Origin of the sequence: Streptomyces sp. WM6372, from assembly GCF_001279655.1 — a bacterium.
GTDB lineage: Bacteria > Actinomycetota > Actinomycetes > Streptomycetales > Streptomycetaceae > Streptomyces.
In genome coordinates, this window is the sequence record NZ_LGDB01000227.1 from 1 (window position 1) to 21,094 (window position 21,094).

23 protein-coding genes are annotated in these 21,094 nt (G+C 73.4%); 13 read left to right on the top strand and 10 right to left on the bottom strand.

Translation table 11 applies throughout. The annotated features are described in order from the left end of the window. Positions 1-274: 274 nt before the first annotated feature. Positions 275-1,669, bottom strand: coding sequence for a hypothetical protein (locus ADK52_RS32880; protein WP_159046082.1), 1,395 nt, complete (start codon positions 1,667-1,669; stop codon positions 275-277). 400 nt (positions 1,670-2,069) lie between these two features. On the opposite strand from ADK52_RS32880, the gene ADK52_RS32885 reads away from it, so the two are divergent. Genes ADK52_RS32885 through ADK52_RS32910 form a run of 6 tightly spaced genes read left to right on the top strand, consistent with a single transcriptional unit; the run spans position 2,070 to position 6,850 of the window. Beyond that, entirely contained in the window at positions 2,070-2,519 is a 450-nt protein-coding gene (locus ADK52_RS32885; RefSeq protein ID WP_053693519.1) for a hypothetical protein, read from the top strand. Between the two features lie 2 nt (positions 2,520-2,521). Then, entirely contained in the window at positions 2,522-2,857 is a 336-nt protein-coding gene (locus tag ADK52_RS42660) for a hypothetical protein (protein WP_053693520.1), read from the top strand. Further along, positions 2,854-3,192, top strand: a complete 339-nt coding sequence (locus ADK52_RS42665) for a DUF4288 domain-containing protein (protein WP_053693521.1) — start codon at positions 2,854-2,856, stop codon at positions 3,190-3,192. Before ADK52_RS42660 ends, ADK52_RS42665 begins: the two co-directional genes overlap by 4 nt. 3 nt (positions 3,193-3,195) lie before the next feature. Further along, a complete protein-coding gene (locus ADK52_RS32900) occupies positions 3,196-4,500 on the top strand; it encodes an MFS transporter (RefSeq protein WP_053693522.1) in 1,305 nt (434 codons plus the stop codon). Further along, on the top strand, positions 4,497-5,723 hold the full coding sequence (locus tag ADK52_RS32905) for an anhydro-N-acetylmuramic acid kinase (RefSeq protein WP_053693523.1): 1,227 nt from the start codon (positions 4,497-4,499) through the stop codon (positions 5,721-5,723). The genes ADK52_RS32900 and ADK52_RS32905 overlap by 4 nt, the downstream gene beginning before the upstream one ends. A gap of 56 nt (positions 5,724-5,779) precedes the next feature. Further along, on the top strand, positions 5,780-6,850 hold the full coding sequence (locus ADK52_RS32910) for an alpha/beta hydrolase (protein ID WP_053693524.1): 1,071 nt from the start codon (positions 5,780-5,782) through the stop codon (positions 6,848-6,850). 12 nt (positions 6,851-6,862) lie between these two features. On the opposite strand, the gene ADK52_RS32915 is transcribed toward ADK52_RS32910, so the two are convergent. From ADK52_RS32915 to ADK52_RS42670, 5 genes are all read right to left on the bottom strand, one after another. Continuing rightward, positions 6,863-7,597, bottom strand: coding sequence for an SOS response-associated peptidase (locus ADK52_RS32915; RefSeq protein WP_053693525.1), 735 nt, complete (start codon positions 7,595-7,597; stop codon positions 6,863-6,865). 270 nt (positions 7,598-7,867) lie between these two features. Further along, positions 7,868-8,530 (bottom strand): hypothetical protein, encoded by a 663-nt coding sequence (locus ADK52_RS32920; RefSeq protein WP_053693526.1) that lies wholly within the window; start codon positions 8,528-8,530, stop codon positions 7,868-7,870. Between the two features lie 170 nt (positions 8,531-8,700). Next, entirely contained in the window at positions 8,701-9,918 is a 1,218-nt protein-coding gene (locus ADK52_RS32925; protein WP_053693527.1) for an FAD-dependent monooxygenase, read from the bottom strand. A gap of 103 nt (positions 9,919-10,021) precedes the next feature. Further along, positions 10,022-11,662 (bottom strand): phosphoglucomutase (alpha-D-glucose-1,6-bisphosphate-dependent), encoded by a 1,641-nt coding sequence (pgm, locus tag ADK52_RS32930; RefSeq protein ID WP_053693528.1) that lies wholly within the window; start codon positions 11,660-11,662, stop codon positions 10,022-10,024. Between the two features lie 192 nt (positions 11,663-11,854). Beyond that, entirely contained in the window at positions 11,855-11,998 is a 144-nt protein-coding gene (locus tag ADK52_RS42670; RefSeq protein ID WP_159046083.1) for a hypothetical protein, read from the bottom strand. Between the two features lie 57 nt (positions 11,999-12,055). On the opposite strand from ADK52_RS42670, the gene ADK52_RS32935 reads away from it, so the two are divergent. Beyond that, positions 12,056-12,688: a helix-turn-helix domain-containing protein gene (locus tag ADK52_RS32935; RefSeq protein WP_053693529.1), complete on the top strand. Its 633-nt coding sequence runs from the start codon at positions 12,056-12,058 to the stop codon at positions 12,686-12,688. A gap of 11 nt (positions 12,689-12,699) precedes the next feature. Here the strand turns inward: ADK52_RS32935 and ADK52_RS32940 are convergent, their stop codons facing one another. Together ADK52_RS32940 and sigK are read right to left on the bottom strand one after the other, a co-directional pair. Further along, positions 12,700-13,449 carry an anti-sigma factor gene (locus ADK52_RS32940; protein ID WP_053693530.1) on the bottom strand — a complete coding sequence of 250 codons (750 nt, stop codon included), beginning with the start codon at positions 13,447-13,449 and terminating at the stop codon, positions 12,700-12,702. Then, entirely contained in the window at positions 13,446-14,066 is a 621-nt protein-coding gene (gene sigK / locus ADK52_RS32945) for an ECF RNA polymerase sigma factor SigK (protein WP_078988779.1), read from the bottom strand. The genes ADK52_RS32940 and sigK overlap by 4 nt, the downstream gene beginning before the upstream one ends. Before the next feature lie 272 nt (positions 14,067-14,338). Here sigK and ADK52_RS32950 point away from each other — a divergent pair, with 272 nt between their 5' ends. The 5 genes from ADK52_RS32950 to ADK52_RS32970 all read left to right on the top strand — a co-directional run bounded on the left by ADK52_RS32950 (position 14,339) and on the right by ADK52_RS32970 (position 19,251). Beyond that, positions 14,339-15,601, top strand: a complete 1,263-nt coding sequence (locus tag ADK52_RS32950) for an NAD(P)/FAD-dependent oxidoreductase (protein ID WP_053693531.1) — start codon at positions 14,339-14,341, stop codon at positions 15,599-15,601. A gap of 86 nt (positions 15,602-15,687) precedes the next feature. After that, the gene (locus ADK52_RS32955; protein WP_420714978.1) at positions 15,688-16,455 is read left to right on the top strand and encodes a DUF1365 domain-containing protein; all 768 of its coding nucleotides are present in this window, start codon (positions 15,688-15,690) and stop codon (positions 16,453-16,455) included. Next, on the top strand, positions 16,452-17,753 hold the full coding sequence (locus ADK52_RS32960) for a class I SAM-dependent methyltransferase (protein ID WP_053693532.1): 1,302 nt from the start codon (positions 16,452-16,454) through the stop codon (positions 17,751-17,753). The genes ADK52_RS32955 and ADK52_RS32960 overlap by 4 nt, the downstream gene beginning before the upstream one ends. Continuing rightward, positions 17,750-18,559 carry a DUF1295 domain-containing protein gene (locus ADK52_RS32965; RefSeq protein ID WP_053693533.1) on the top strand — a complete coding sequence of 270 codons (810 nt, stop codon included), beginning with the start codon at positions 17,750-17,752 and terminating at the stop codon, positions 18,557-18,559. The genes ADK52_RS32960 and ADK52_RS32965 overlap by 4 nt, the downstream gene beginning before the upstream one ends. Then, positions 18,556-19,251 (top strand): alpha/beta fold hydrolase, encoded by a 696-nt coding sequence (locus ADK52_RS32970; protein ID WP_234344351.1) that lies wholly within the window; start codon positions 18,556-18,558, stop codon positions 19,249-19,251. Before ADK52_RS32965 ends, ADK52_RS32970 begins: the two co-directional genes overlap by 4 nt. Here ADK52_RS32970 and ADK52_RS32975 read toward each other — a convergent pair. After that, on the bottom strand, positions 19,237-19,857 hold the full coding sequence (locus ADK52_RS32975) for a hypothetical protein (RefSeq protein WP_053693534.1): 621 nt from the start codon (positions 19,855-19,857) through the stop codon (positions 19,237-19,239). The two genes, ADK52_RS32970 and ADK52_RS32975, sit on opposite strands and share 15 nt — an antisense overlap. Before the next feature lie 166 nt (positions 19,858-20,023). Next, a complete protein-coding gene (locus ADK52_RS32980; RefSeq protein ID WP_053693535.1) occupies positions 20,024-20,434 on the bottom strand; it encodes an organic hydroperoxide resistance protein in 411 nt (136 codons plus the stop codon). Positions 20,435-20,558: 124 nt separating this feature from the next. On the opposite strand from ADK52_RS32980, the gene ADK52_RS32985 reads away from it, so the two are divergent. Further along, positions 20,559-21,032: a MarR family winged helix-turn-helix transcriptional regulator gene (locus tag ADK52_RS32985; protein WP_053693536.1), complete on the top strand. Its 474-nt coding sequence runs from the start codon at positions 20,559-20,561 to the stop codon at positions 21,030-21,032. Positions 21,033-21,094: the final 62 nt, after the last annotated feature.

The window sequence follows — 21,094 nt, forward strand, 5'->3', positions numbered from 1 at the left end:
CGGCAGCTTCGCCCTCGGCAACACCGTGTCGGTACAGACCGTTCCCGCCATCAGCAACGCCAATGCCGGCGGCGACGGTTCCGTCTACGTCACGTTCGTCGGCAGCGCGATCTAGGCCGGACGGTCTTGGACGTCTGTCCCGCAGCGGCTCGGGCCGGTGCGGGACAGAGGCGTACCCGGAGGGCGGCCCATCGCCCACGCTCCGATGCTCCTGCCGCGGACGGTGTCCGCGGCAGGAGCATCGGAGTGGAGAGGAACGCTGCTCCCTCGGGCGTCAGTTGACGCAGGTGCTCACCGGCGCAGGACTGCGGTCGCAGTTCGTGGGCGTGTTGTTGGCGAACACGGAGCCGGGGACGGTGGTGATCGCGACGTTGGTCCAGATGCCGCCCGGGGCGGGATCCGCCGGTGCCGAGTTGTTGGAGACCGAGGCGCCGGTGAAGGTGACGGTGCTGTCGCTGTTGTAGACACCGGCCGCGAAGGAGCCGGTGCCGGCCACCTTGTTGAAGTCGATCGCGGAACCGTCGACGTTCACGGTGACGCCCTGACCGAAGTCGTTGCCGGCGTGGATGCCGCCGCCTTGTGAGTACCGCCCCGAGAGCAGGTTCTTCGTCACGTCCGAGCCGTTGTTGATGTTCAGCGTGCCGCCATTGGCCAGGATGCCGCCGCCCTTGGCGTTCTCGCCGATGACCTGGTTCGCGGTGACCTTGGTGTTGTCCAGGGTCAGCGTCCCCTCTCCCAGGAGGTGGATGCCTCCGCCGCCTCCGTCGATGCCGTTTCCGGCGACCTTGTTCCCCGCGATGCTCGCGTTCTTGATCGTGTGGGTACCGCTGACCACCACGACTCCGCCACCCGAGCCCGTCTGAACGCCGCCGGTGGTGATCCGGTTGTCGGCGATGACCGTTCCGTCCACGGTGGAGGTGCCGGCCGTGAGGTCCAGGCCGGCGCCGAGGTCGTCGGCGGTGTTGAACTTGATGTTGCCTCGGGTGACCGTGAGCGTGCCCGATGCCTTGCCGATGCCCCCGGCGTTGCCGGCCCGGTTGCTGAGGATGTCCGTGTCGACGAGGCTCGTCGTGCCTTCGGAGTAGATGCCGCCCCCCGTGGTGGCGCCACCGGTCGTTCGGTTGTCCCTCACGATGCTGTTGCTGAGCGTGAGGGTGCTGCCGACCCTGCCCCTGATGCCTGCGCCGAGGTTGCCGGTACTGCCCTCCACGGTCACGTTGTCCCCGATGAACGTGCCGCCGTTCTGGACCAGGATCGCACCGCCACCGATGTTGCTGGCCGGCTCCCCGTTCTCGACGCTCAGATCGAAGGCGCTGAGCTTGCCGCCGGAGGCGATGTCGAAGAGGCGGAAGTTCGCGGGGACGGTCCTTTTGATCGTGGCGTTGTTGCCGTTGATGGTGATGCCCGCGGCGAGCGTGATGGGCGGAAGCCCGTCGTCCGCCGATGCGGCCGCGGTGACCTCGTAGACGCAGTAGGACGTCAGGTTCAGGACCGGGTCCCCCATGCCGCTGTTCGCATTGTTGATCGCGGTGACCAGATCCGCCGTGGTGCAGCCCACCGTGACGTCTGCGTGGGCAGGCACCGCGGATGTGGCCGTCGCCGCCAGCGTCGTCAGGGCGAGGGCGGTCAGGTGCCGCAACCGCCGCGAGGTCGTCCTATGCCGTGTCATCGTCGTGCCTTTCGTACCTGGGCTGCGGGATCCGCACGCAGGAGCTGAGCCACAGCAGGTGCGGGTCGGGGTCCGGTGTCAGCACGCGGCGGGGCGCAACGCGGCTGAGACACGCAGTAGGGGTAACCGCACCACGGCGACTTCATGCCGTCCGCCGCCCCGAATACCTCATCTGTCATGCATCCGGACCGCAGTGGCCGCTCGATCAGCGGCAACAGCGCCCCCGGACCGTCCGGCCCGCCGCCCTCCAAGAAGGCTCCCGCCGTGGCCCCGACGCCCCGATAGCCGGACCGCGGGCGCTGCGCGTCAACAGAGCGCCACGAAGGTCGAACCCTCCGTAGTCGAGCTGCTACCTTTCGTGATCGACGAGGGAAGTGATCATGCGGAGAAGGGTGCGTCCATGAAGACGGTCGGGAGCACGACCCGTGCACTGGCGTTCGCGGTGGTGAGCCTGCTGGCGGCGGCAGCGGTACCGGCCGGGCAGGTCTCCGCCGCGACGGGGCGGGCGGCCGAGTGCCGCAACGTCGGAACCTCGTTCACCGACAAGCTGATCCCCGGCCAGTGCATCAGCCACGGCGCCCACCGCCTGGAGATGCAGTACGACGGCAACCTGGTCCTCTACTCGGGCAGTCGGGCCTGCTGGGCGAGCGGCACCGACGGAACCGACGGGGTGTACGCCGAGTTCTCGGGCGACTGGAAGCCCGACTCCCCGTACCTTTCCCTCGAATCGCAGTTCGGGCAGCTCAGGAAGTACCGCGGGAAGTACACCGGACTGCACAAGACGGGCAACGTCAGCATCAACGCCAAGGGCGAGGTCTGGATCGCGTACGGGAAGCTCGCGGGCTGCTGATCATGGCCGTCGACGGAAAGCCGGCGCGTGGCGCGGCCGCGCTCGTCCTCGCCTGCGCCGTCCTGTTCGGCGCGCCGACGGCCGCCGGAGCGGCGGGCGGCGCGCACCCGGCCGCCGGGGCCGCCGCCGTGCCGGTGCGGCCGGCGGACGCGTGCGTGGCGGGCGAGAACCTGGGCGAGATCGCGAACAACTTCATCTCGCGGTGCCGGAGGGGGTCCATCCGGCAGGCGTTCCCCGGGGAGCACTACGGGGACACGCTCGGGTACATCCGGGGCTGCGGGCTCAAGTCCTGCCAGACGGCGTGGAAGCTGCTGAACGACAACCGGTTCAAGAAGTGAGGACGTACGTCGCCGTTCTCGTCTGCGTCGCCGAGGCCGCGGCCCCGGCGACGTCCGGCGGCCAAGCGCCCCTGTACCGGGAGAGCTTCGTCCTGCTGACCGCCCGGACCGAGGACGAGGCCAGGTCGAAGGCCCGGGCCCACGGCGAGGGCCTGGAGACGAGCTACCGGAACGAGCGGGGTGAGCTGATCACCTGGACGTTCCGTCAGCTCGTGGACGTCGCGGAGCTGCCGGACGAGCGCCTGGGCGACGGAACGGAGCTCTACACGCGACACTTCCGGGACTTCGCCGCGTACACCGCGTTCGAACCCCTCCTCTCGGGCGAGGACCTCTGACGCGTGGGACCTCTCGAGCTGCGTTCCCCGGCCGTCCGCCGCAGCACGTCCCGGCGGGCGCTGCTCGCCGGGTCGGTCGGCAATCTCGTCGAGTGGTACGAGTTCGGCGTCTACGGGTGCCTGGCCACCGTCATCGCCGCGAACTTCTTCCGGTACGAGGGGAGCAGCGGAGCCGAGGCGCTGGTGGCCACGTACGCCTCGTTCGCGCTCGCCTTCTTCTTCCGGCCCGTCGGCGCCGTGCTGTTCGGGCGGCTCGGCGACCGGCTGGGGCGGCGGCCCACCCTCATCGTGGTCGTCGGCCTCATGACCCTCGCCACCGTGACGATCGGGCTGCTGCCGACCCGCGCCGCCATCGGCTCCGCCGCGCCCTGGCTGCTCACCCTCCTGCGGGCGCTGCAAGGGCTCTCCGCGGGGGGTGAGTTCGGCGGGGCCGTCGCCCTCATGACGGAGTACGCGCCCGTGGGCCGCCGCGGCCTCTTCGGAGCCTGGCAGTCCTTCACCGTCGCGCTCGGCCTGCTCACGGGGGCCGGTACGGCCGCCGCCCTGGCGAGCGCGCTGCCCGCCGGAGCCCTGCACGCGTGGGGCTGGCGCATCCCGTTCCTGCTGGCCCTGCCGCTGGGTGCGGTGGCGCTGTGGCTGCGTACGGCCTTGGAGGAACCGCCCCCGCCGCCCCCGCCGCCGGCTCCCGCGGCGGACGTCCGTCCCGCCCGCCCCCGGGAGCTCGCGCGGGCCGTCGTCCTCGGCATCGGGCGGATCATGGGGTGGTCCGCGGCCGGGTACACCTTCCTCGTCGTCCTGCCGTCGTACCTCCAGGCGACCCTGGGCGCCTCCCTCCGCGAGGCCCTGTTCGCCACCGCGCTCGCCAACGCCGGGTTCGCCGCCTCGATCCTGCCCGCCGGGGCGCTCAGCGACCGGATCGGCCGGCGCCCGGTGATGCTGGGCGGAGCCGTCGGCGTCGTGGTCCTCGCCCTCCCCCTCCTCCACGTGCTCCGGTCCCCCGACGCCTCGCCGTGGTCCAGGGCCGGGGCCGTACTGCTCGCGGGTGCGCTGGTCGGCCTGATGGCCGGACCGGGGCCGGCCATGCTCGCCGAGATGTTCCCGCGCCGGGTGCGCTGCACCGGGCTCGGACTGGCCTACGCCCTCGCCAACGCGGTGTTCTCCGGCTGCGCCGGGCTCGTCATCACCGCCCTGATCGCCCGGACGGGAGACACCTCCGTGCCCGCCTACTACGCCGCCGGCGCCTGCGCCCTCAGCTGCTGCGCCCTGCTGAGCCTGCGCGGCCGCGACCACCGGGAGCCCCTGCGATGAGGGTGATCGGGCTGATGTCGGGGACCTCGTACGACGCCGTCGACGCCGCGGCCGCCGACCTCGAACTCTCCGCCGAGGACGGCGCGCTGCACCTCGTGCCGCTGGGCATGGTCAGCGAGCCGTACCCGGCCGACGTACGGGAGGCCCTCGCCGCCGCCCTGCCGCCCGCGGCGACCACCCTGGCCGAGGTCTGCCGCCTCGACACCCGGATCGGGCAGGTCTTCGCGGCCGTCGCCGCCCGCGCCGACCGGGAACTGTGCGCGGGGCGCGCCGAGTTGGTCGCCTCGCACGGGCAGACGGTGTACCACTGGGCCGAGGACGGGCGGGTGCGCGGCACTCTGCAGCTCGGCGAACCGGCCTGGATCGCGGAGCGCAGCGGCTGCCCGGTCGTCTCCGGGTTCCGGCCGCGCGACGTGGCGGCGGGCGGACAGGGCGCACCCCTGGTGAGTCTCATCGACCTGATGCTGCTGCGCGGGCGCCCCGGCGTGCCCGCCGCCCTGAACATCGGGGGGATCGCCAACGTCACCGTGGTGCCGGCGGGCGGCGCTCCCATGGCGTTCGACACCGGCCCGGGCAACGCCCTGATCGACGCCGCGGTCCGTGAACTGAGCGCCGGGAAGCGCGCGTACGACGCGGACGGCGCGCTCGCCGCCGCCGGGCGCGTCCACGAGGGGCTGCTGGAGCGGCTGCTGAGCGGGGAGCCGTACTACCGGATGCCGGCTCCCCGGACGACGGGCAAGGAGCTGTTCCACGCGGGCTACCTGCGGGCACGGCTGGCGGGGTTCGGCGAGATCCGGCCGCAGGACCTCGTCGCCACCCTCACGCGTCTGACCGCCCGGACGGTGGCCGACGCGCTGCGCCCGCTGGGAACCACCGAGGTGTTCGTGTCCGGCGGCGGCGTACGGAACCCCACGCTGATGGCGATGCTCCGCGACGAGCTGGCGGACGGCACGGGGCCCTCAGCGGGCAGTACGGCGGTACGCGGGTCGCAGGAGCTGGGGCTGCCCGCGGAGGCGAAGGAGGCCTACGCCTTCGCGGTGCTCGGATACCTGACCCTGCACGGCCTTCCGGGCAATGACCCGGGGTGTACGGGCGCCGCGGGGCCGCGCGTACTCGGGTCGCTCACCCCGGGCGGGCGCCCGCTGCGCCTTCCCGCCCATCCGGGCCGCGCCCCGCAGGCCCTGACCGTACGCGGGCAGGCCACCGCGCGGGCCGCCCGGTGACCGGCGTCCGGAGGGACCGGCCGGGGAACAGCGCGTCGGACGGAGGGAAGGTTCTCGTGCAGGTTCTCGTGCACCATCGGATCACGCGACACGCGGCCGCGGTACTGGCGGCGCTCGTACTCCTGTTGCAGCCGGCGGGGGCCGGGGCCGCCCGCGCCGCCGACAACCCGGCCCAGGTGGTGGAGGAGGAGCGGATCGACGCCCGGACGCTCGATCTCACCGTCTCCTCGCCCGAGATCGACGCGCCGGTCAAGGTGCGGCTGCTGCTGCCGCCGGCCTGGTCCAAGACCGCCACCCGCACGTGGCCCGTCCTGTGGCTCCTGCACGGCGGCCCGGGAGACCACACCGACTGGACCTCCCACACCCACATCGAGGAGCTCGCCGCCCCTCGGGACGTGCTGGTGGTGTTGCCGCAGACCAGCCCGTGCAGCGGATACAGCGACTGGTACAACACCGGCGGCGGCGGCCCGCCGGCCTGGGAGACGTACCTGATCGACGAGATGCGGCCGCTGCTGGAGAGCGGGTACCGCGCCGGTACGGAGCGTGCCGTCGCGGGGCTGTCGATGGGCGGGCTCGGCGCGATGAAGCTCGCCGCCGCGCACCCCGGCATGTTCCGCGCGGCGGCCTCGTACAGCGGGGCGGTGAGCACGCTCCACCTGTCGCTCGACGGCGGGCTCTCCGGCCCCGACCTGGTGAAGGGCGCCGGCGGCGCGTGCCACACCGACTGGCGGCGCATCTGGGGCGAGCCGGGGTTCCCGTACGACACCGCGGACCCGGCGGACGTGCGCCAGCGCGGCGTGTGGGAGCGCAACGACCCGGTCCATCAGGCCGCCGGGCTGACCGGTACCGCCCTCTACGTTGCGTACGGCGACGGCACGGACGCCGGAACGGGCTGGCAGTGGGGCGACCCGCCGGCGAGCCCGACGCGCTGCACGAACCCGCTCCGCCACGGTACCGAACGCGTGGAAGCGCTCATCCACGGCATGAACCAGGATCTGCTGCTGCGGCTCGCCGGGCTGGGCGTTCCGGCGGCGGTGTGCTCGTACCGGGGCGTCCACGCGTGGCCGTACTGGGAGCGCGAGCTGGTGTCCTCGTTCCCGATGCTGATGGCGGCCATCGGCGCCTGACCGGGGCCGGGCTCAGCGGTCGGCCGGGGGTTCGAGCAGTTCGGGGCCGTTGTTCCGCACGCTGTTGACCGCCGTGGAGACCGCCCGTACGTCGAGGTGGCCGTCGGACGGGGTGTGGAGCAGGGCCCGGAGCTCGTGGACGTCCTCGTGGGCGGGATCCAGCCAGGCGTCCTGGTCTTCGGCGGCCACGGCCAGGGGCATGCGGGGGTGGATGCGGCCGGCCGCGTCGGTGGCCTCGGTCGTGATGATCGTGGTGGTGATGAGCCAGGCGACCGGGTCGTCCTCATCGGTCACGGCCGGGTCGCGCCAGAACTCGTACAGCCCGGCCATGGCCATCACCCCGGCGTCCTCGGGAGTGATGAAGTACGGCTGCTTGTACGCCTTCGCCGTGGCGGTGGCGGCCACGGCCTGCCACTCGTAGAAGCCGTCGGCGGGCAGCAGGCAGCGGCGCCGGGTGAAGGCGCGGCGGTAGGCCGGTTTCTCGTGCACCGTCTCCACCCGCGCGTTGATCATCCGGGCGCCGCCGTTCGGGTCCTTCGCCCAGGAGGGGACCAGGCCCCACCGCAGGGTGCGCAGCCGGCGCTCCACCTCCCCCGTCGTGCGGTCGGGGCGTTCGAGGACCGCCCACACCGCGTCGGTGGGGGCCACGTTCCAGCTCGGTGCCAGCGTCTCCCGGGGGTCCCAGCGGGCCTCGAACAGGCCGGCCAGGTCTTCGGGGGCCCGGCTGGATGCATATCGACCGCACATGGCATCCACTGTCCCACCGCGGGGGCTGTTCCGGCCCGGCTCCGCGCCGCGTCGCGCCTCCCGCCCCGCCGTGACCGGCCGCCGTGCCGGCGCCGCGGGCGCGGGATTCAAGGAGGGGTACGTGCCCGCAGCCACCGGGGCGGCCGCCCGGGCCGCTCACCGCGGACGGCCGCCGTCTCCAGGGTAGGCCGCACTGCCGCCGCCGCGCTCAGTGGCGGTCGTCATGCGGGTTCCGGGCCGGGCCGGGTCGGGCCCGGCCGAGCCGCGGGCCTACGAGACGAACTCCTCGTCCCCGTAGCTCACCTTCGCCGTGTTCCAGTCCACCCCGAGGTCGGCCGTGAGGCGCCGGGCCAGCGGGAGCTCGGCGAGCGGGGTGACCAGGATCAGGCGGCCGCCGACGGTGACGGAACCGCCGCCGAGGCGCTCGCGGGCCTCGGGGTCCGCGAGCAGCGCTTCGCGCAGGCGGGCCGCCGAGACGCCCGGGGCCCGGATCTCGGCCGCGTCGGTCTCCGGCGAGGAGCGCGGCAGGCAGCGGAAGGTGAGCACCGACTCTTGGTGGTACTGCTTGCGGACGACGTCGGCGATGTGGTGGAGCCCGTCGGCGCCGACCTCGTCGACGTCGAACTCCCGCGAGCGCTCGTACGTGGTCCGCTTCAGGTCCGCGGACCAGAAGACGCCGTCGAGCAGGGTGGACTCCCCCGACCTGGCACCGTTGGCGCGGATGATCCGGCGCACCTCGTGGTCGAAGCGGGTCAGCCGGGTCCGCAGCCGTTCGTCGTCGGGATCCGTGATGACCGCCGTGTTGTTGGTGGCGAAGACCTCTCCGGCCGCCCGGCAGCCACCGCTGTCGGCACTCGCCCGCGCGGTTGCGGTACCGGCGGCCCCCCACGTCAGAACCCCGACCGCGATCAGGACGCCCCACCGCTGCTTCATGCCTCAACTCCCTGCCCACGGGCCCATGGTGCTGCGCCGGCGGGCGCAACGGGATCACCGTAGGGCCCGCGGTGCGGCTCCCGGGGCGGCGACGCTCCGCTTGGCCGATAACGGGCGGCAGGACTGTCCGGTCGGGTACGGGTCTTCAGGCGCGGGTCCTCGGGTACGGCCTACGGCCTCATGGCCTGGCCGCCGATGCCGGCGGCGCCGTCGAGCAGCTCCTGCCACCACGACTCCACCTCGCGGTGGTTCATCGCGGCCCAGGCAGGGGTCTGCTCCACCTGGCCCCGGCCGAGACGGCGGGCCAGCGCGACCATCTCCCGACCTGCCGCACCGCGCGCGGCCTGGTACCCGCCCAGCAGCTCGGCCCAGGTGCCGGCCCGGCGCCAGGCGTCCTCGAACGCGGTGGCGTCCTGGAGGGCCTTGGCCACCCCGCTCGTGTTGTGCGGGCGCACCACCGTGGCCGCGTCGCCCGCGAGCAGCAGGCGCCCGGCCGTCGTGCGCGCCGTCTCGAGGTCGTAGATGGGCTGGACGTAGGTGTCGGCGGGCTCCGTCATGGCGAGCACCCGCGCCCAGTGGGGCGGGAACTCCCGTTCCAGCAACGTGCGCAGGTGCGCGGTGAGTTCCTCGGTCACCCGCCCCGGCGGGAAGCTCGTCGGGTCGTCGAACGGCAGCCGGCCGCTCCGCGGGGGCATGGCGTACAGGACCCAGTTCACCCGCGGGCCGTCCGGTCCGGGGATGGGGTAGATGACGCAGCTCCCGCCGTCGAAGCAGACGGTGGTCACCGCGTCGGAGGGCACTCCGTCTTCGCCGAGCGCGGCCGGCCCCCGGGCGTCGAGGTTGCCGCGCCAGCAGACGTACCCGGCGTAGACCGGCCGGGAGCCGGGGCAGACCGCCTCGCGCACCACCGAGCGGTACCCGTCGGCGCCGACGACCAGGTCGAACGGCTCGGCGCTCCCGTCGGCCAGCCGTACCTCGGCCCGCTCGCCGGTGTCGGCCACTCCCGTCACCACCGTGCCCTGCCGGTAGACCACCGAGGCGGGCGTCGCCTCCCGCAACCCGCGCCACAGCAGGCCCCAGTGGTACGAGTGGAAGGGGAACGGCTGCTCCCAGAACACCCGCCCGGCCGGCCCGGCCGCCGCGTCGTCCCGGACGATCCAGCGGCGCCGGGTCAGCGGGTGCGCGGCGATGCCTGCGGGCAGCGCGCCGGTGGCGGCGAGTTCCGCGGCCCGGCCGTCGTGGATGCAGAGCCCCAGGCCCCGGTCCGCCAGCCGTCCGTGGGTGCGCTCCAGCACCACCACCTCGTCGGCGCCCGCGCGGGCCGCCGCCGAAGCCAGCGCGCAACCGGCGACGCTCCCGCCCACCACCGCGACCGTACCGCCTCGCATGCCTGCTCCCTCCGCGCGAACTCCCGGAGCCCGCCACCCTACTGAGAAATCTCCGGTCGGGGTGGCGGGTTCGTCCGCGAGGGGTTCGCCGACGGACGGCGGCTCAGCCGGACAGCGCCGCCGAGACGACGGAGCGGGCCTCCTCCTGGACGCGGGCCAGGTGGTCGGCGCCGAGGAAGGACTCGGCGTAGATCTTGTAGACGTCCTCCGTGCCCGACGGGCGGGCCGCGAACCAGGCGTGCTCGGTGGTGACCTTGATGCCGCCGATGGCGGCCCCGTTCCCCGGAGCCTCCGTCAGCACCGCCGTGACCGGCTCACCCGCCAGGGTGTCGGCGGTGACCTGTTCGGGGGAGAGCCGGCCCAGCACCGCCTTCTCCTCCCGGGTGGCCGGGGCGTCGATCCGCGCGTACGCGGGCTCGCCGAAGCGGGCCGTGAGGCCGGCGTACCGCTGGCTCGGGGTCTGCTCCGTCACGGCGAGGATCTCCGAGGCCAGGAGGGCGAGGAGGATGCCGTCCTTGTCCGTGGTCCACACCGAGCCGTCGCGGCGCAGGAAGGAGGCCCCGGCCGACTCCTCGCCGCCGAAGCCGATACCGCCCGCGGAGAGCCCGTCCACGAACCACTTGAAACCGACGGGCACCTCCACCAGTTCGCGGCCCAGGTCCGCGGCCACCCGGTCGATCATCCCCGAGGACACCAGCGTCTTGCCGACGCCCGCGTCCGCCGGCCACTGCTCGCGGTGGCTGTAGAGGTACTCGATCGCGGTGGCGAGGTAGTGGTTGGGGTTCATCAGTCCGCCGTCCGGTGTCACGATGCCGTGCCGGTCGGCGTCCGCGTCGTTCCCGGTGGCGATCTGGAACCGGTCCCGGCCCTCGATCAGGGAGGCCATCGCGTACGGGGAGGAGCAGTCCATCCGGATCTTGCCGTCCCAGTCCAGCGTCATGAAGCGCCAGGTGGGGTCGGTGTACGGGTTGACCACGGTCAGATCGAGGCGGTGTTCCTCGGCGATCCGCCCCCAGTACGCCACGGAGGCCCCGCCGAGCGGGTCGGCCCCGATGCGCACGCCCGCGGCGCGTACGGCGTCCAGGTCGAGCACGGACGGCAGATCGCGCACGTACGTGCCGAGGTAGTCATACGTACCCGTCGTCGGGGCCGCCGAGGCGCGCGCGAACGGGATCCGCCGGACCTCCTTCATGCCTCCGGTGATGATCTCGTTGGCGCGCTCCTGGATCCAGCCGGTCGCATCGGATCCGGCGGGTCCGCCGTGCGGCGGGTTGTACTTGAAGCCGCCGTCCGCGGGAGGGTTGTGCGAGGGGGTGACCACCACTCCGTCGGCCAGGGCCGAGGTGCGACCGCGGTTGTGGGTGAGGATCGCGTGCGAGACGGCGGGCGTGGGGGTGTAGCCGTCGGCGGTGTCGACGAGGACGGTCACGTCGTTGGCGGCGAAGACCTCCAGGGCGGTCACCCGGGCGGGTTCGGACAGGGCGTGGGTGTCCGCACCGAGGAAGAGGGGGCCGTCGATGCCCTGCTGGGCCCGGTACTCGCAGATCGCCTGGCTGGTCGCGGCGATGTGGTCCTCGTTGAAGGCCGTGGCGAGGGAGGAGCCGCGGTGTCCCGAGGTGCCGAAGCTGACGCGCTGGCCGGAATCCGCGGGATCGGGGTGCAGGGCGTAGTACGCGGTCACGAGCCGGGCCACGTCGACCAGGTCCTCCGGGCGCGCCTGCTGCCCCGCTCTTTCGTTGAGCATCCGCCCATTCCTCCGTACTGGATCAAAGAGAACAACCGTGGTCATTGTGTCGCCCCCTGAACGTGCCCGCACCGCCGCGTCCCCACTCGGCCCCCACCTGTGCCCCGGGTCACGCAGCGGGGCAGGCGGCGAGGGTGGCGTCGACGGCCACGGTCCCGGCGCCGGCGAAGGCCTCGGCGAGCACGCAGGTCATCACGCCGGGTCCGCTGCCGACGTCGAGGATGCGGCGGACCCCGGCCGGGGGGCCGGGGGGCCGAGCAGCTCGCCCAGGTGGGCCGCCGTCCGGCGCAGGCCGGGGAGCTGCTGTTCGGCGCGGTTCTCCGGCTGGGTCGCCATGAGGTCCCGGTGACAACTCTTGTTGCTGTTTCCGGGACAGCGCGGTGGAATGCCCCCATGGACACACCAGCCGACGCCCCGCCGCCCTACCAGAGCGTCCTCGACGAGGTCGGCCCACGGCTCAAGCGGCTCCGCGCCAAGCGCGGGCTCACACTGGCCGCGCTCTCCGAGACGACCGGCATCTCCAAGAGCACCCTGTCCCGGCTGGAGTCCGGGCAGCGCCGTCCCAGTCTGGAGCTGCTGCTCCCGCTGGCCGGCGCGTACCGCGTACCGCTGGACGACCTGGTGGGGGCTCCCGAGGTGGGCGACCCCCGGGTCCGGCTGACCCCGCATGAGCTGCCGGGCGGCGGTACGTTCGTCCCGCTGTCCCGGACTCCGGGACCCCTCCAGGCGTACAAGATGATCATCACGGACCGGGGTTCCGAGCCGGACCCGCGTACCCACGAGGGCTACGAGTGGATGTACGTGCTCCAGGGCCGGCTGCGGCTGGTGCTCCCCGAGCACGACCTGGTCCTCGGCCCCGGCGAGGTCGCCGAGTTCGACACGCGGCTGCCCCACTGGTTCAGCAGCGCCGACGGGCGGCCCGTCGAGGTGCTCAGCCTCTTCGGCAGGCAGGGCGAACGCATGCACGTCCGCGCGAAGCCCGCTCCGAAACCGGCCCGGCCGGGCGGAGCCGACCGGCCCGCGTGAAGCGCCGCGGGTCAGGCCGGCAGGTTGAGGAGCACCAGCGGGCGGCTGGTGGGCCGGGCGGATCCGCCGGCGGGTTCGACGGTGAGTCCCACCCCTGAGGCGCCCTGGATGCCGCCCTGCATCAGCGTGGCCCCGTCCTGCGTGAGCAGCCCGGCGGGGCGCATGGTGCCGTGGTCCTCGAACCAGAGCTGGTACGTCCGGTCCGCGCCCGGGTCGGGGAGCCCCGCGCCGATGAAGACCGCGCGGTTCTGCACCTTGGAGCTGACCACGGAGGCGGCGGCGCCGGTGGTGGTGCGGCCCCGTACCGTACGGGCGTCGGCGGCGGCCACGACGGCGGAGACGTCCTGGAGCCGGCGTTCGGTGGCCTGGGCCTGCTGCCGGGCCTCCTCGGCGAGCTGGTTCTGCCGGACGGTGACGCCCCCGAGCACGGCGACCCCGGCGATGCTCGCGGCGATGGCCAGCGTGATGGCCTTGCGGCGCAGGATGGCGGTGAACGTCATCGGCCTGCCCGTGGCCGGGAGCAGCGGGGGCAGTTGGCGGACCGACTCGATGCCGTACAGGACCGCGTCCTTCATGTGCGGAGGCGGCGCCAGGGTGGCGGCCCCGGCCAGGCGGGCGGCGGTGGCGGAGAACTCGTCCACCTCCTGTTGGCAGGACGGGCAATCGGCGAGGTGTGCGGTGAACACCTCGTGTTCCGTCGAGGTGAGTGCGTGGAGGGCGTACGCGCCGGTGAGGGTGTGCAGTTCTCCGTCGTGCTTCATGTGGTCACCCCCATGCAGTCGCGCAGCCGGATGAGTCCGTCGCGCATGCGTGTCTTGATCGTGGGCAATGGAGTGCGCAGGGTCTCTGCGACCTCACGGTAGGTCAGGCCCTGGTAGTAGGCCAGGGTGACGGCTTGGCGCTGGATCTCGGTCAGGCCGCGCATGCAGCGCCGTACCTGTTCGCTCTCCAGCCGGGTTTCGACCTGTTCCGCCACCTCGTCGAACGGGCGCGCCTGTTGGCGGGCGGCCTGGTCGTGTTCGCGGTTGATCGCGGCCTGGGCGGAGCGGACCCGGTCGACGGCCCGGCGGTGGGCGAGGGTGGCGGCCCAGGCGGGCACGCTGCCCTGTTCGGGCCGGTAGCGGGCGGCTTGCCGCCACAGGTCGATCATCACCTCTTGTGTCACCTCCTCGGACTGGGCGCGGTCGCGTACGACCCGGACGACCAGTCCGAACACGGTTCCGGACAGGGCGTCGTAGAGGGTGGAGAAGGCGTCCTTGTCGCCGCGGGCCACCCGGGACATCAGGTCTTCGAGCCGGGGGGCCGCGGTGTCGGGGACACCGAAGGGCAGCGGTTGCCCAGTGGTGGCGGAAGGTCCGCCGGGATCCGTCCGTCGCATGACAGTCCTTTCCTGTCGAAAGGACCGGCCCTCCACTCAGAGGGCCGACCGCTCCGGATGCTGCCAGGTTCCCGTTCTTGACCGGTCTTCGGAGCAGACATCTGTGCGGATTGGTCAACCAGGTCGCCAATTCCCGATCGATGTGCAACCCCCCGCACCGCTGCTGGTTCAGCTTTCGGCAACTGCCACCAATCCGCGGGCGCTCCGGCCGCGAAGCAAGGGGAAACGCCGTCCCGGACGGCGGCGTGGCGACCGGTGGGGAGTGACGGACTGTGCGTACCCAGAGTGTGGCCGTGATCGGCGGCGGGGTCGCGGGACTGACCGCGGCCTACGTCCTGCAAAAGGCGTGCGACGTCACGCTGTACGAGGCGGACCCCCGGCTGGGGGGCCACGCCCACACCCATGAGCTGCCGGCCCCGGGCGGCGGAACGGCGCGGGTGGACTCGGGGTTCATCGTCCACAACGAGCGCACCTACCCCCTGCTGATCCGGCTCTTCCGCGAACTCGGAGTGACCACGCAGGACTCCGAGATGAGCATGTCGGTGCGGTGCGACGGCTGCGGCCTGGAGTACGCCGGCGCCCGCGGGGCCGCGGGCCTGTTCACCGGGCGGGCCGCCCTGCGCGGCCGGTACCTGCGGCTGCTGGCGGAAGTACCGCTCTTCCACCGCCGCGCCCGCCGCCTGCTGGCCGGGGACGGGCCCCCGCAGCAGCTCACGCTGCGCGCCTTTCTCGCCGACGGCGGGTTCTCCCCGTACTTCGTCAGCCACTTCATGACGCCACTGGTGTCGGCGGTGTGGTCCTGCCCCGCCGAGACCGCGCTGGAGTACCCGGCCGCGTACCTGTTCCGCTTCCTCGACCACCACGGGCTGCTGTCCGTGACGGGCTCCCCGCAGTGGAAGACGGTCACCGGCGGCAGCGCGGCCTACGTGGACCAGGCCGCCAAGGAGATCAGCAACATCCGGACCGGCACCCCGGTCATCCGGGTGGACCGGATACCGAGCGGCGTCCTGGTGGGCACCGAGCACGGCACCACCGACGCCTACGACGCGGTCGTCATCGCCACCCACCCCGATCAGGCACTGCGCCTGCTGGCCGATCCCACCCGGGACGAGCAGCGGATCCTCGGGGCCTTCCGGTACGAGGCGAACCCGACGGTGCTGCACACCGACACGAGCCTGCTGCCCCGCTCGCCCAGGGCCCGGGCCTCCTGGAACTACCACCTCGACGACTGCCACCCGGGGGCGGGCGGGGTCCGGGTCAGTTACGACATGACACGCCTCCAGCGGCTGCCGGGCGCCACCCGGTACGTCGTCAGCCTGAACGCGGGCGGGCGGATCGACCCCGAGCACGTGCTGGCCCGGATGGACTACGCGCACCCCGTCTACACGCCCGAGTCGGTGGCCGCGCAGCGGGCGCTGCCCCGCCTCAACACCCGGGTCACCGCCTTCGCCGGGGCGTACCACGGGTGGGGCTTCCACGAGGACGGCTGCCGTTCAGGGGTGCGGGCGGCCGCGGCGCTGGGGGTGCGCTGGTGAGCGGGGTGCAGGCGCCCACGGTGGCGCAGCGGGCGAGCCGGACGGTCCCGGCGGAGCCGAAGGTCCCGGTGACGCCGGCGGAGCCGGTGGCCGCGGCGGTCCCGACACCCCCCGCCCTGCCCGCCGTCGCCGTACCGGCCCTGTACGACTGCGTCGTCTCCCACGCGCGGACGGCCCCCGTACGGCACTCCTTCCGGCACCGCACGTACATGTGGCTCGTGGACCTGGACGCGCTCCCCCGCCTCCCGCGGCCGCTGCGCCCGCTGGCCCGCTTCGACCCCCGGGACCACTTCGCCGGCGCGCCGACCATCCGGGCCGGCCTCGACGCGTACCTGGCCTCCCGGGACGTGCACCTCGACGGCGGGCAGGTCCTGATGCTGGCCCACGCCCGGGTCCTGGGGTACGTGTTCAACCCGCTGACGCTGTACTGGTGCCACGACCGCGCCGGAGCCCTGGTCTGTGTCGTGGGCGAGGTCCACAACACCTACGGTCAGCGCCACTGTTACCTCCTGCGGACCGATGACGCCGGGCGCGCCGAGGCGGCGAAGGAGCTGTACGTCTCGCCGTTCTTCCCCGTCGACGGCCACTACCGCATGCGGCTGCCGGAGCCGCGGGAGCGGCTGGAGATCGCCGTACAGCTCGAACGCGCCGGGCAGCGGGCCTTCACCGCGACCCTGCACGGCCGGCACCGCCCCGCCACCTCACTCGCCCTGCTGCGCGCGGTCGCCCGGCGGCCGTGGTCCACGGCCGCCGTCTGGGCCGGGATCCGCCGACAGGCCGTCCGACTGCTGCTCTGCGGGCTGCCCGTACAGCCCCGCCCCGACCGCGCGCCCCAGGAAGGCATCCTCTCGTGACCCTTTCACTTCCCCGCACCGCCGACGAAACCGCGAAGCGGCAGGCCGCGGCCGTCGCGTTCGACGCAGACCCCCGCGCCCACGCGTGGCCGGACGTGGCGCGGCCGCCGGCGGCCCCCTTCGGGCACCCGGCCGTCGCCCGCCGGCTGGTCCGGCGTGCCGTGACCGCCCTGCCCCTGCGCTGCCGCTTCGGAGCCGAACCGGCCCGCGGCATCGGTCCTTCGCTGACCGTCCACGACCCGGACGCCTTCTTCCGCCGGATCGGGGCGCACGGCCTGATCGGCTTCGGCGAGTCCTACATGGCGGGCGAATGGGACAGTGACGACCTGACCGGCCTGCTGACGGTCCTCGCCGTGCACGTGGACGACCTCGTGCCCGCACCCCTGCGCAGGCTGCGCGGAGCGTGGGTGCAGCGCCGGCCCGAGGCGCAGCTGAACTCCCGGGCCGGGGCCAGGGAGAACATCCACCGCCACTACGACCTGTCGAACGAGCTGTTCGCACTCTTCCTCGACGAGACCCTGTCGTACTCCTCCGCCGTGTTCACCTCCTTCCCGGCGCGCCACGAGAGCCTGCCCGCCGCGCAGCACCGCAAGATCGACCGGCTGCTGGACCTCGCCTGCGTCGGCCCGGGCAAGCGCCTGCTGGAGATCGGCACCGGCTGGGGCGAGCTCGCGCTGCGCGCGGCCGAGCGGGGGGCGCACGTGACGACGGTGACCCTCTCCGCGGAGCAGCAGCACCTCGCCCGCCGCCGGATCGCCGCCGCCGGGTTCGCCGACCGGGTGGACGTGCAACTGCGGGACTACCGCGACGTGGAAGGCCGGTACGACGCGGTGGTGAGCGTGGAGATGATCGAGGCGGTCGGCAGGGACTTCTGGCCGACGTACTTCGCCGCCCTGCGCGATGCGGTGGCGCCCGGCGGACGCATCGCGCTCCAGTCCATCACCATGGGGCACGAGCGGATGCTGCGCACGGCCCGTACGCACACCTGGATCAGCAAGTACGTCTTCCCCGGCGGCCTGATCCCCTCCCGCGAGGCCATCGAGGCGCACGCGGCCGGTGCGGGGCTGCGGATCGTCTCCGACCAGGGGTACGGCGCGCACTACGCGCAGACGCTGCGCCTGTGGCGGGAGCGCTTCACGGAGCGGGCCGGGGCCGTGGCGGGGCTCGGCTTCGACGCGACGTTCCGGCGGATGTGGGAGTTCTACCTGGCCTACTCGGAAGCCGGGTTCCGGGCCCGCTACCTCGACGTCCGGCAACTGCTGCTGACCGAGGACATCTCGTTGGGGGCGGGACAGTGAACGCCGCCTCCCAGGAGGCCCTCGGGAGCAACCTGGCCGCGGCCGCCGGCGCGGCCGCCGCCGTCCTGCTCCTGGCCTTCGCCGTCGGGACGGCCCGGCGCCTGCACCGGACGGCGGACATCGCCTGGGGCCTCGCGTTCGCCGCGATCGCGGTGGTCTCGTACGTCCTGTCGGCCGGCTACGGGGACGGCGGCCGGCGGCTCCTGGTCGCCGCCGCCACGGTCGTCTGGGGGGTGCGGCTGGCCGGGCACCTCGCCTGGCGCGGTCGCGGGCACGGCGAGGACCCCCGCTACACGGAGCTCCTGGCCCGGGGGCGGGGGAATCCGCAGGTGCGCGCCCTGCTCATGGTGTACCTGCTCCAGGCGGGCCTGGTCTGGCTGGTCTCCCTGCCCGTCCAGGCCGCGTCGTACGTGGACTCCCCCGTCGGCGTGCTCGACGTACTCGGAGCGGCGCTATGGGCAGCGGGCCTGGGCTTCGAGGCCGTGGGGGACTTCCAGCTCGCGCGGTTCAAGGCCGATCCGGCCCACCGGGCCGCGGTCATGGACCGGGGTCTGTGGGCGTGGACCCGCCACCCGAACTACTTCGGGGACTCCTTGGTCTGGTGGGGGCTCTACCTGCCGGCATGCGGGACCTGGCGGGCCGCGCTGCTGTGCGCGGTGTCCCCGGTGGTGATGACGCTGCTGCTGACCATGGGGAGCGGCAAGCGGCTCCTGGAGGCCCGGATGGCGGACCGGCCCGGGTTCGCGGACTACACCGCCCGTACCAGCGGGTTCCTCCCGCTGCCGCCGCGGGGAGGCCGGGCGTGAGGGGGCCGACGGGTGCGCTGGCGCTGCACCGGGTGCCGCAGGAGCCGACGGCCGCGGTGCTGCTGCTGCACGGAGGGCGGGCGGAGGGGCTCGACGCACCGCCCCGGGCGAACCTGCCGGGGCTGCGGATGCGTCCGTTCGCACGGGCGATCGCGGGGGCGGGGGCGGCGGCGCGGGGCGTGGTGGTGGCGGAGGTCCGCTACGAGCACCGGGGCTGGAACGGCCACCGCGCGGATCCGGTCCACGACGTGTGGCAGGCGCTGCGTGAGCTGTGCTGCGTGGCCGGGCCGCTGCCCGTGGTGCTGGTCGGGCATTCCATGGGCGGGCGCGCCGCGTTGCGGGCGGCCGCCGACCCGCTGGTCCGCGCGGTGGTGGGGCTCGCGCCGTGGTGCCCGCCGGGTGAACCGGTGCTGCACCTCGGGGAGACGGCCGTGGTGCTCCTGCACGACGAGGCCGACCGCGTCACCGACGCGCAGGGGTCGTGGGACTACGTACGGCGGGCCCGTGCCCGGGGCGCCCGGGCCGCGGGCATCGCCATGCCGCACGGCGGGCACGCGATGCTCCGCCGGGCCGCCTCCTGGCACCGGGTCACGACGGACACGACGCTGGGCCTTCTCGGCCTGGCCCCGCTCCCGGAGGACCTGTTCACGGAGCACGTCCCCGCCGCGCCGGTCCCGTCAGCGGCCCGGTGAGGCCGTGGCCGTCGGCGAACGCCGCTCCGCGTCGTCGACCTGCCGTCCCAGGGGCGCGAACGCGAGGAGGAACAGCAGCCCCGCCAGCGGCAGCAGGTCCAGGCTGACCCCCGTGGCCACGATGCCGGCGACCACCGCGAGGGGCCGCCAGGCGGCTATCCGGCGCAGCGCCGCCAGCTGGGTCAGGAGCAGCAGCAGGCCGACGTAGAACAGGAGCGGACCGACGGTGTAGACGGCAGGCTCCACACCGGCGTGGCTCTTGACCTGCCGGAAGAGATCGTTCATCGCCTCGCGGTCCTCGCTGAGGAATCCGGCGACCAGGTCGATGACCACCTGCGCGACGACGGCAGCCATGCCGACCAGTGCGGTCACCGCCCCGGCTCCGGCGAGTCGCCGGCCGGCCCGGCCCCGACCCGCCGCGGCCAGCCTCCGCATCCCCAGCACGATGGGAACGAAGCACGACACGGCTGCCAGGAAGAAGAGATGGCCCGAGGACCAGGCCAACCCGGGACCGTGCTCCTCGTCGGTCAGGCGGATGAGCCCGTAGGCCGTCATGCAGAGCGGGCCGGCGCTGAACGCCGCCTGCGGCCATGGTGAGTTCGACATGGATCGATCATGGCCGCGCCGCACCCGCCCGTCCTCGGGGAACGCCCTGACCCGCCCCTGACGGGGCGGGTCGGGGGCCTTAGGGGGAGCCCGTCTCGGAGGAGGCCCCGCCTCGGGGGAGGCCCCGCCTCGGGGGAGGACCCGCCTCGCAGGGGCCCCGTCGGGACTACTCGACGACCAGCTCGACCGGGATGTTGCCGCTGGTGGCCTTGGAGTAGGGGCAGACCTGGTGGGCCTGCTTGACCAGCATCTCGCCCGTCTCGCCGGCGAGGGACTCCGGCAGCTCGACGCGCAGGGTGACGGCCAGGCCGAAGCCCGTGTCGTCCTTGCCGATCGAGACCTCCGCGGTGACCGACACCTCACCGGTGTCGACCTTCGCCTGCCGGCCGACCAGGCCGAGCGCGCTGGCGAAGCAGGCCGCGTAACCCGCCGCGAAGAGCTGCTCGGGGTTGGTGCCCTGGCCGCTGCCGCCGAGGGCCGGGGGCATGGCGAGCGCGAGGTCGATCTGGCCGTCGGAGCTGACCGTGCGGCCTTCGCGGCCGTTGGCGGTGGCGACAGCGGTGTACAGCGCGTCCATCAGGGGTTCCTCTCGCGGTGGTGACCGTTCAGCCGGTGATCGGCTGACCTCCAGAAGTAGAGCACACAATTAAGTTGTGCACAACTAAATGCCTCGCAAGACATGCCCGGGTACACTTGCGTCCATGAGCGAGCAGCCCACCCAAACCCTCCGCGACGAGGACTTCCTCCGCCTGGACGGCCAGATCTGCTTCGCGCTGAACTCGGCGAGCCGGGCCTTCAACGGCCTCTACCGCGTCGTCCTCAAGGACCTCGGCCTGACCTATCCCCAGTACCTGGTGATGCTGGTGCTGTGGGAGTACGGCACGACGCCCGTCAAGGAGATCGGAAACCACCTCCGGCTCGACTCGGGAACGCTGTCGCCGCTGCTCAAGCGCCTTGAGGCAGCCGGACTGGTCCACCGGGAGCGCAGCACCGAGGACGAGCGGTCCGTCCACGTCGGCCTCACCGAGGCCGGCACGGCGCTGCGCGCACGCGCGGTGGAGGTGCCGCGCCGGATCGCGGCCGCGACGGGCTTCGAGCTCGCCGAGATCCGGGACCTCCAGATCCGCCTGCACCGCCTCACCGCGGCCCTCGACGCCGCCGTCCCCGAGGCCTGACCGGCCCCCGCCGAAGCGGGCGAAACGCTTCCCGGACGGTGCGGCGCCCAGCCCGGGTGCGT

Coding starts and splice junctions, on each gene's coding strand:
- ADK52_RS32880 (WP_159046082.1), bottom strand. CDS start 1,669: ATGACACGGCATAGGACGACCTCGCGGCGGTTGCGGCACCTGACCGCC.
- ADK52_RS32885 (WP_053693519.1), top strand. CDS start 2,070: ATGAAGACGGTCGGGAGCACGACCCGTGCACTGGCGTTCGCGGTGGTG.
- ADK52_RS42660 (WP_053693520.1), top strand. CDS start 2,522: ATGGCCGTCGACGGAAAGCCGGCGCGTGGCGCGGCCGCGCTCGTCCTC.
- ADK52_RS32905 (WP_053693523.1), top strand. CDS start 4,497: ATGAGGGTGATCGGGCTGATGTCGGGGACCTCGTACGACGCCGTCGAC.
- ADK52_RS32915 (WP_053693525.1), bottom strand. CDS start 7,597: ATGTGCGGTCGATATGCATCCAGCCGGGCCCCCGAAGACCTGGCCGGC.
- ADK52_RS32920 (WP_053693526.1), bottom strand. CDS start 8,530: ATGAAGCAGCGGTGGGGCGTCCTGATCGCGGTCGGGGTTCTGACGTGG.
- ADK52_RS32925 (WP_053693527.1), bottom strand. CDS start 9,918: ATGCGAGGCGGTACGGTCGCGGTGGTGGGCGGGAGCGTCGCCGGTTGC.
- pgm (WP_053693528.1), bottom strand. CDS start 11,662: ATGCTCAACGAAAGAGCGGGGCAGCAGGCGCGCCCGGAGGACCTGGTC.
- ADK52_RS42670 (WP_159046083.1), bottom strand. CDS start 11,998: ATGGCGACCCAGCCGGAGAACCGCGCCGAACAGCAGCTCCCCGGCCTG.
- ADK52_RS32935 (WP_053693529.1), top strand. CDS start 12,056: ATGGACACACCAGCCGACGCCCCGCCGCCCTACCAGAGCGTCCTCGAC.
- ADK52_RS32940 (WP_053693530.1), bottom strand. CDS start 13,449: ATGAAGCACGACGGAGAACTGCACACCCTCACCGGCGCGTACGCCCTC.
- sigK (WP_078988779.1), bottom strand. CDS start 14,066: ATGCGACGGACGGATCCCGGCGGACCTTCCGCCACCACTGGGCAACCG.
- ADK52_RS32975 (WP_053693534.1), bottom strand. CDS start 19,857: ATGTCGAACTCACCATGGCCGCAGGCGGCGTTCAGCGCCGGCCCGCTC.
- ADK52_RS32980 (WP_053693535.1), bottom strand. CDS start 20,434: ATGGACGCGCTGTACACCGCTGTCGCCACCGCCAACGGCCGCGAAGGC.
- ADK52_RS32985 (WP_053693536.1), top strand. CDS start 20,559: ATGAGCGAGCAGCCCACCCAAACCCTCCGCGACGAGGACTTCCTCCGC.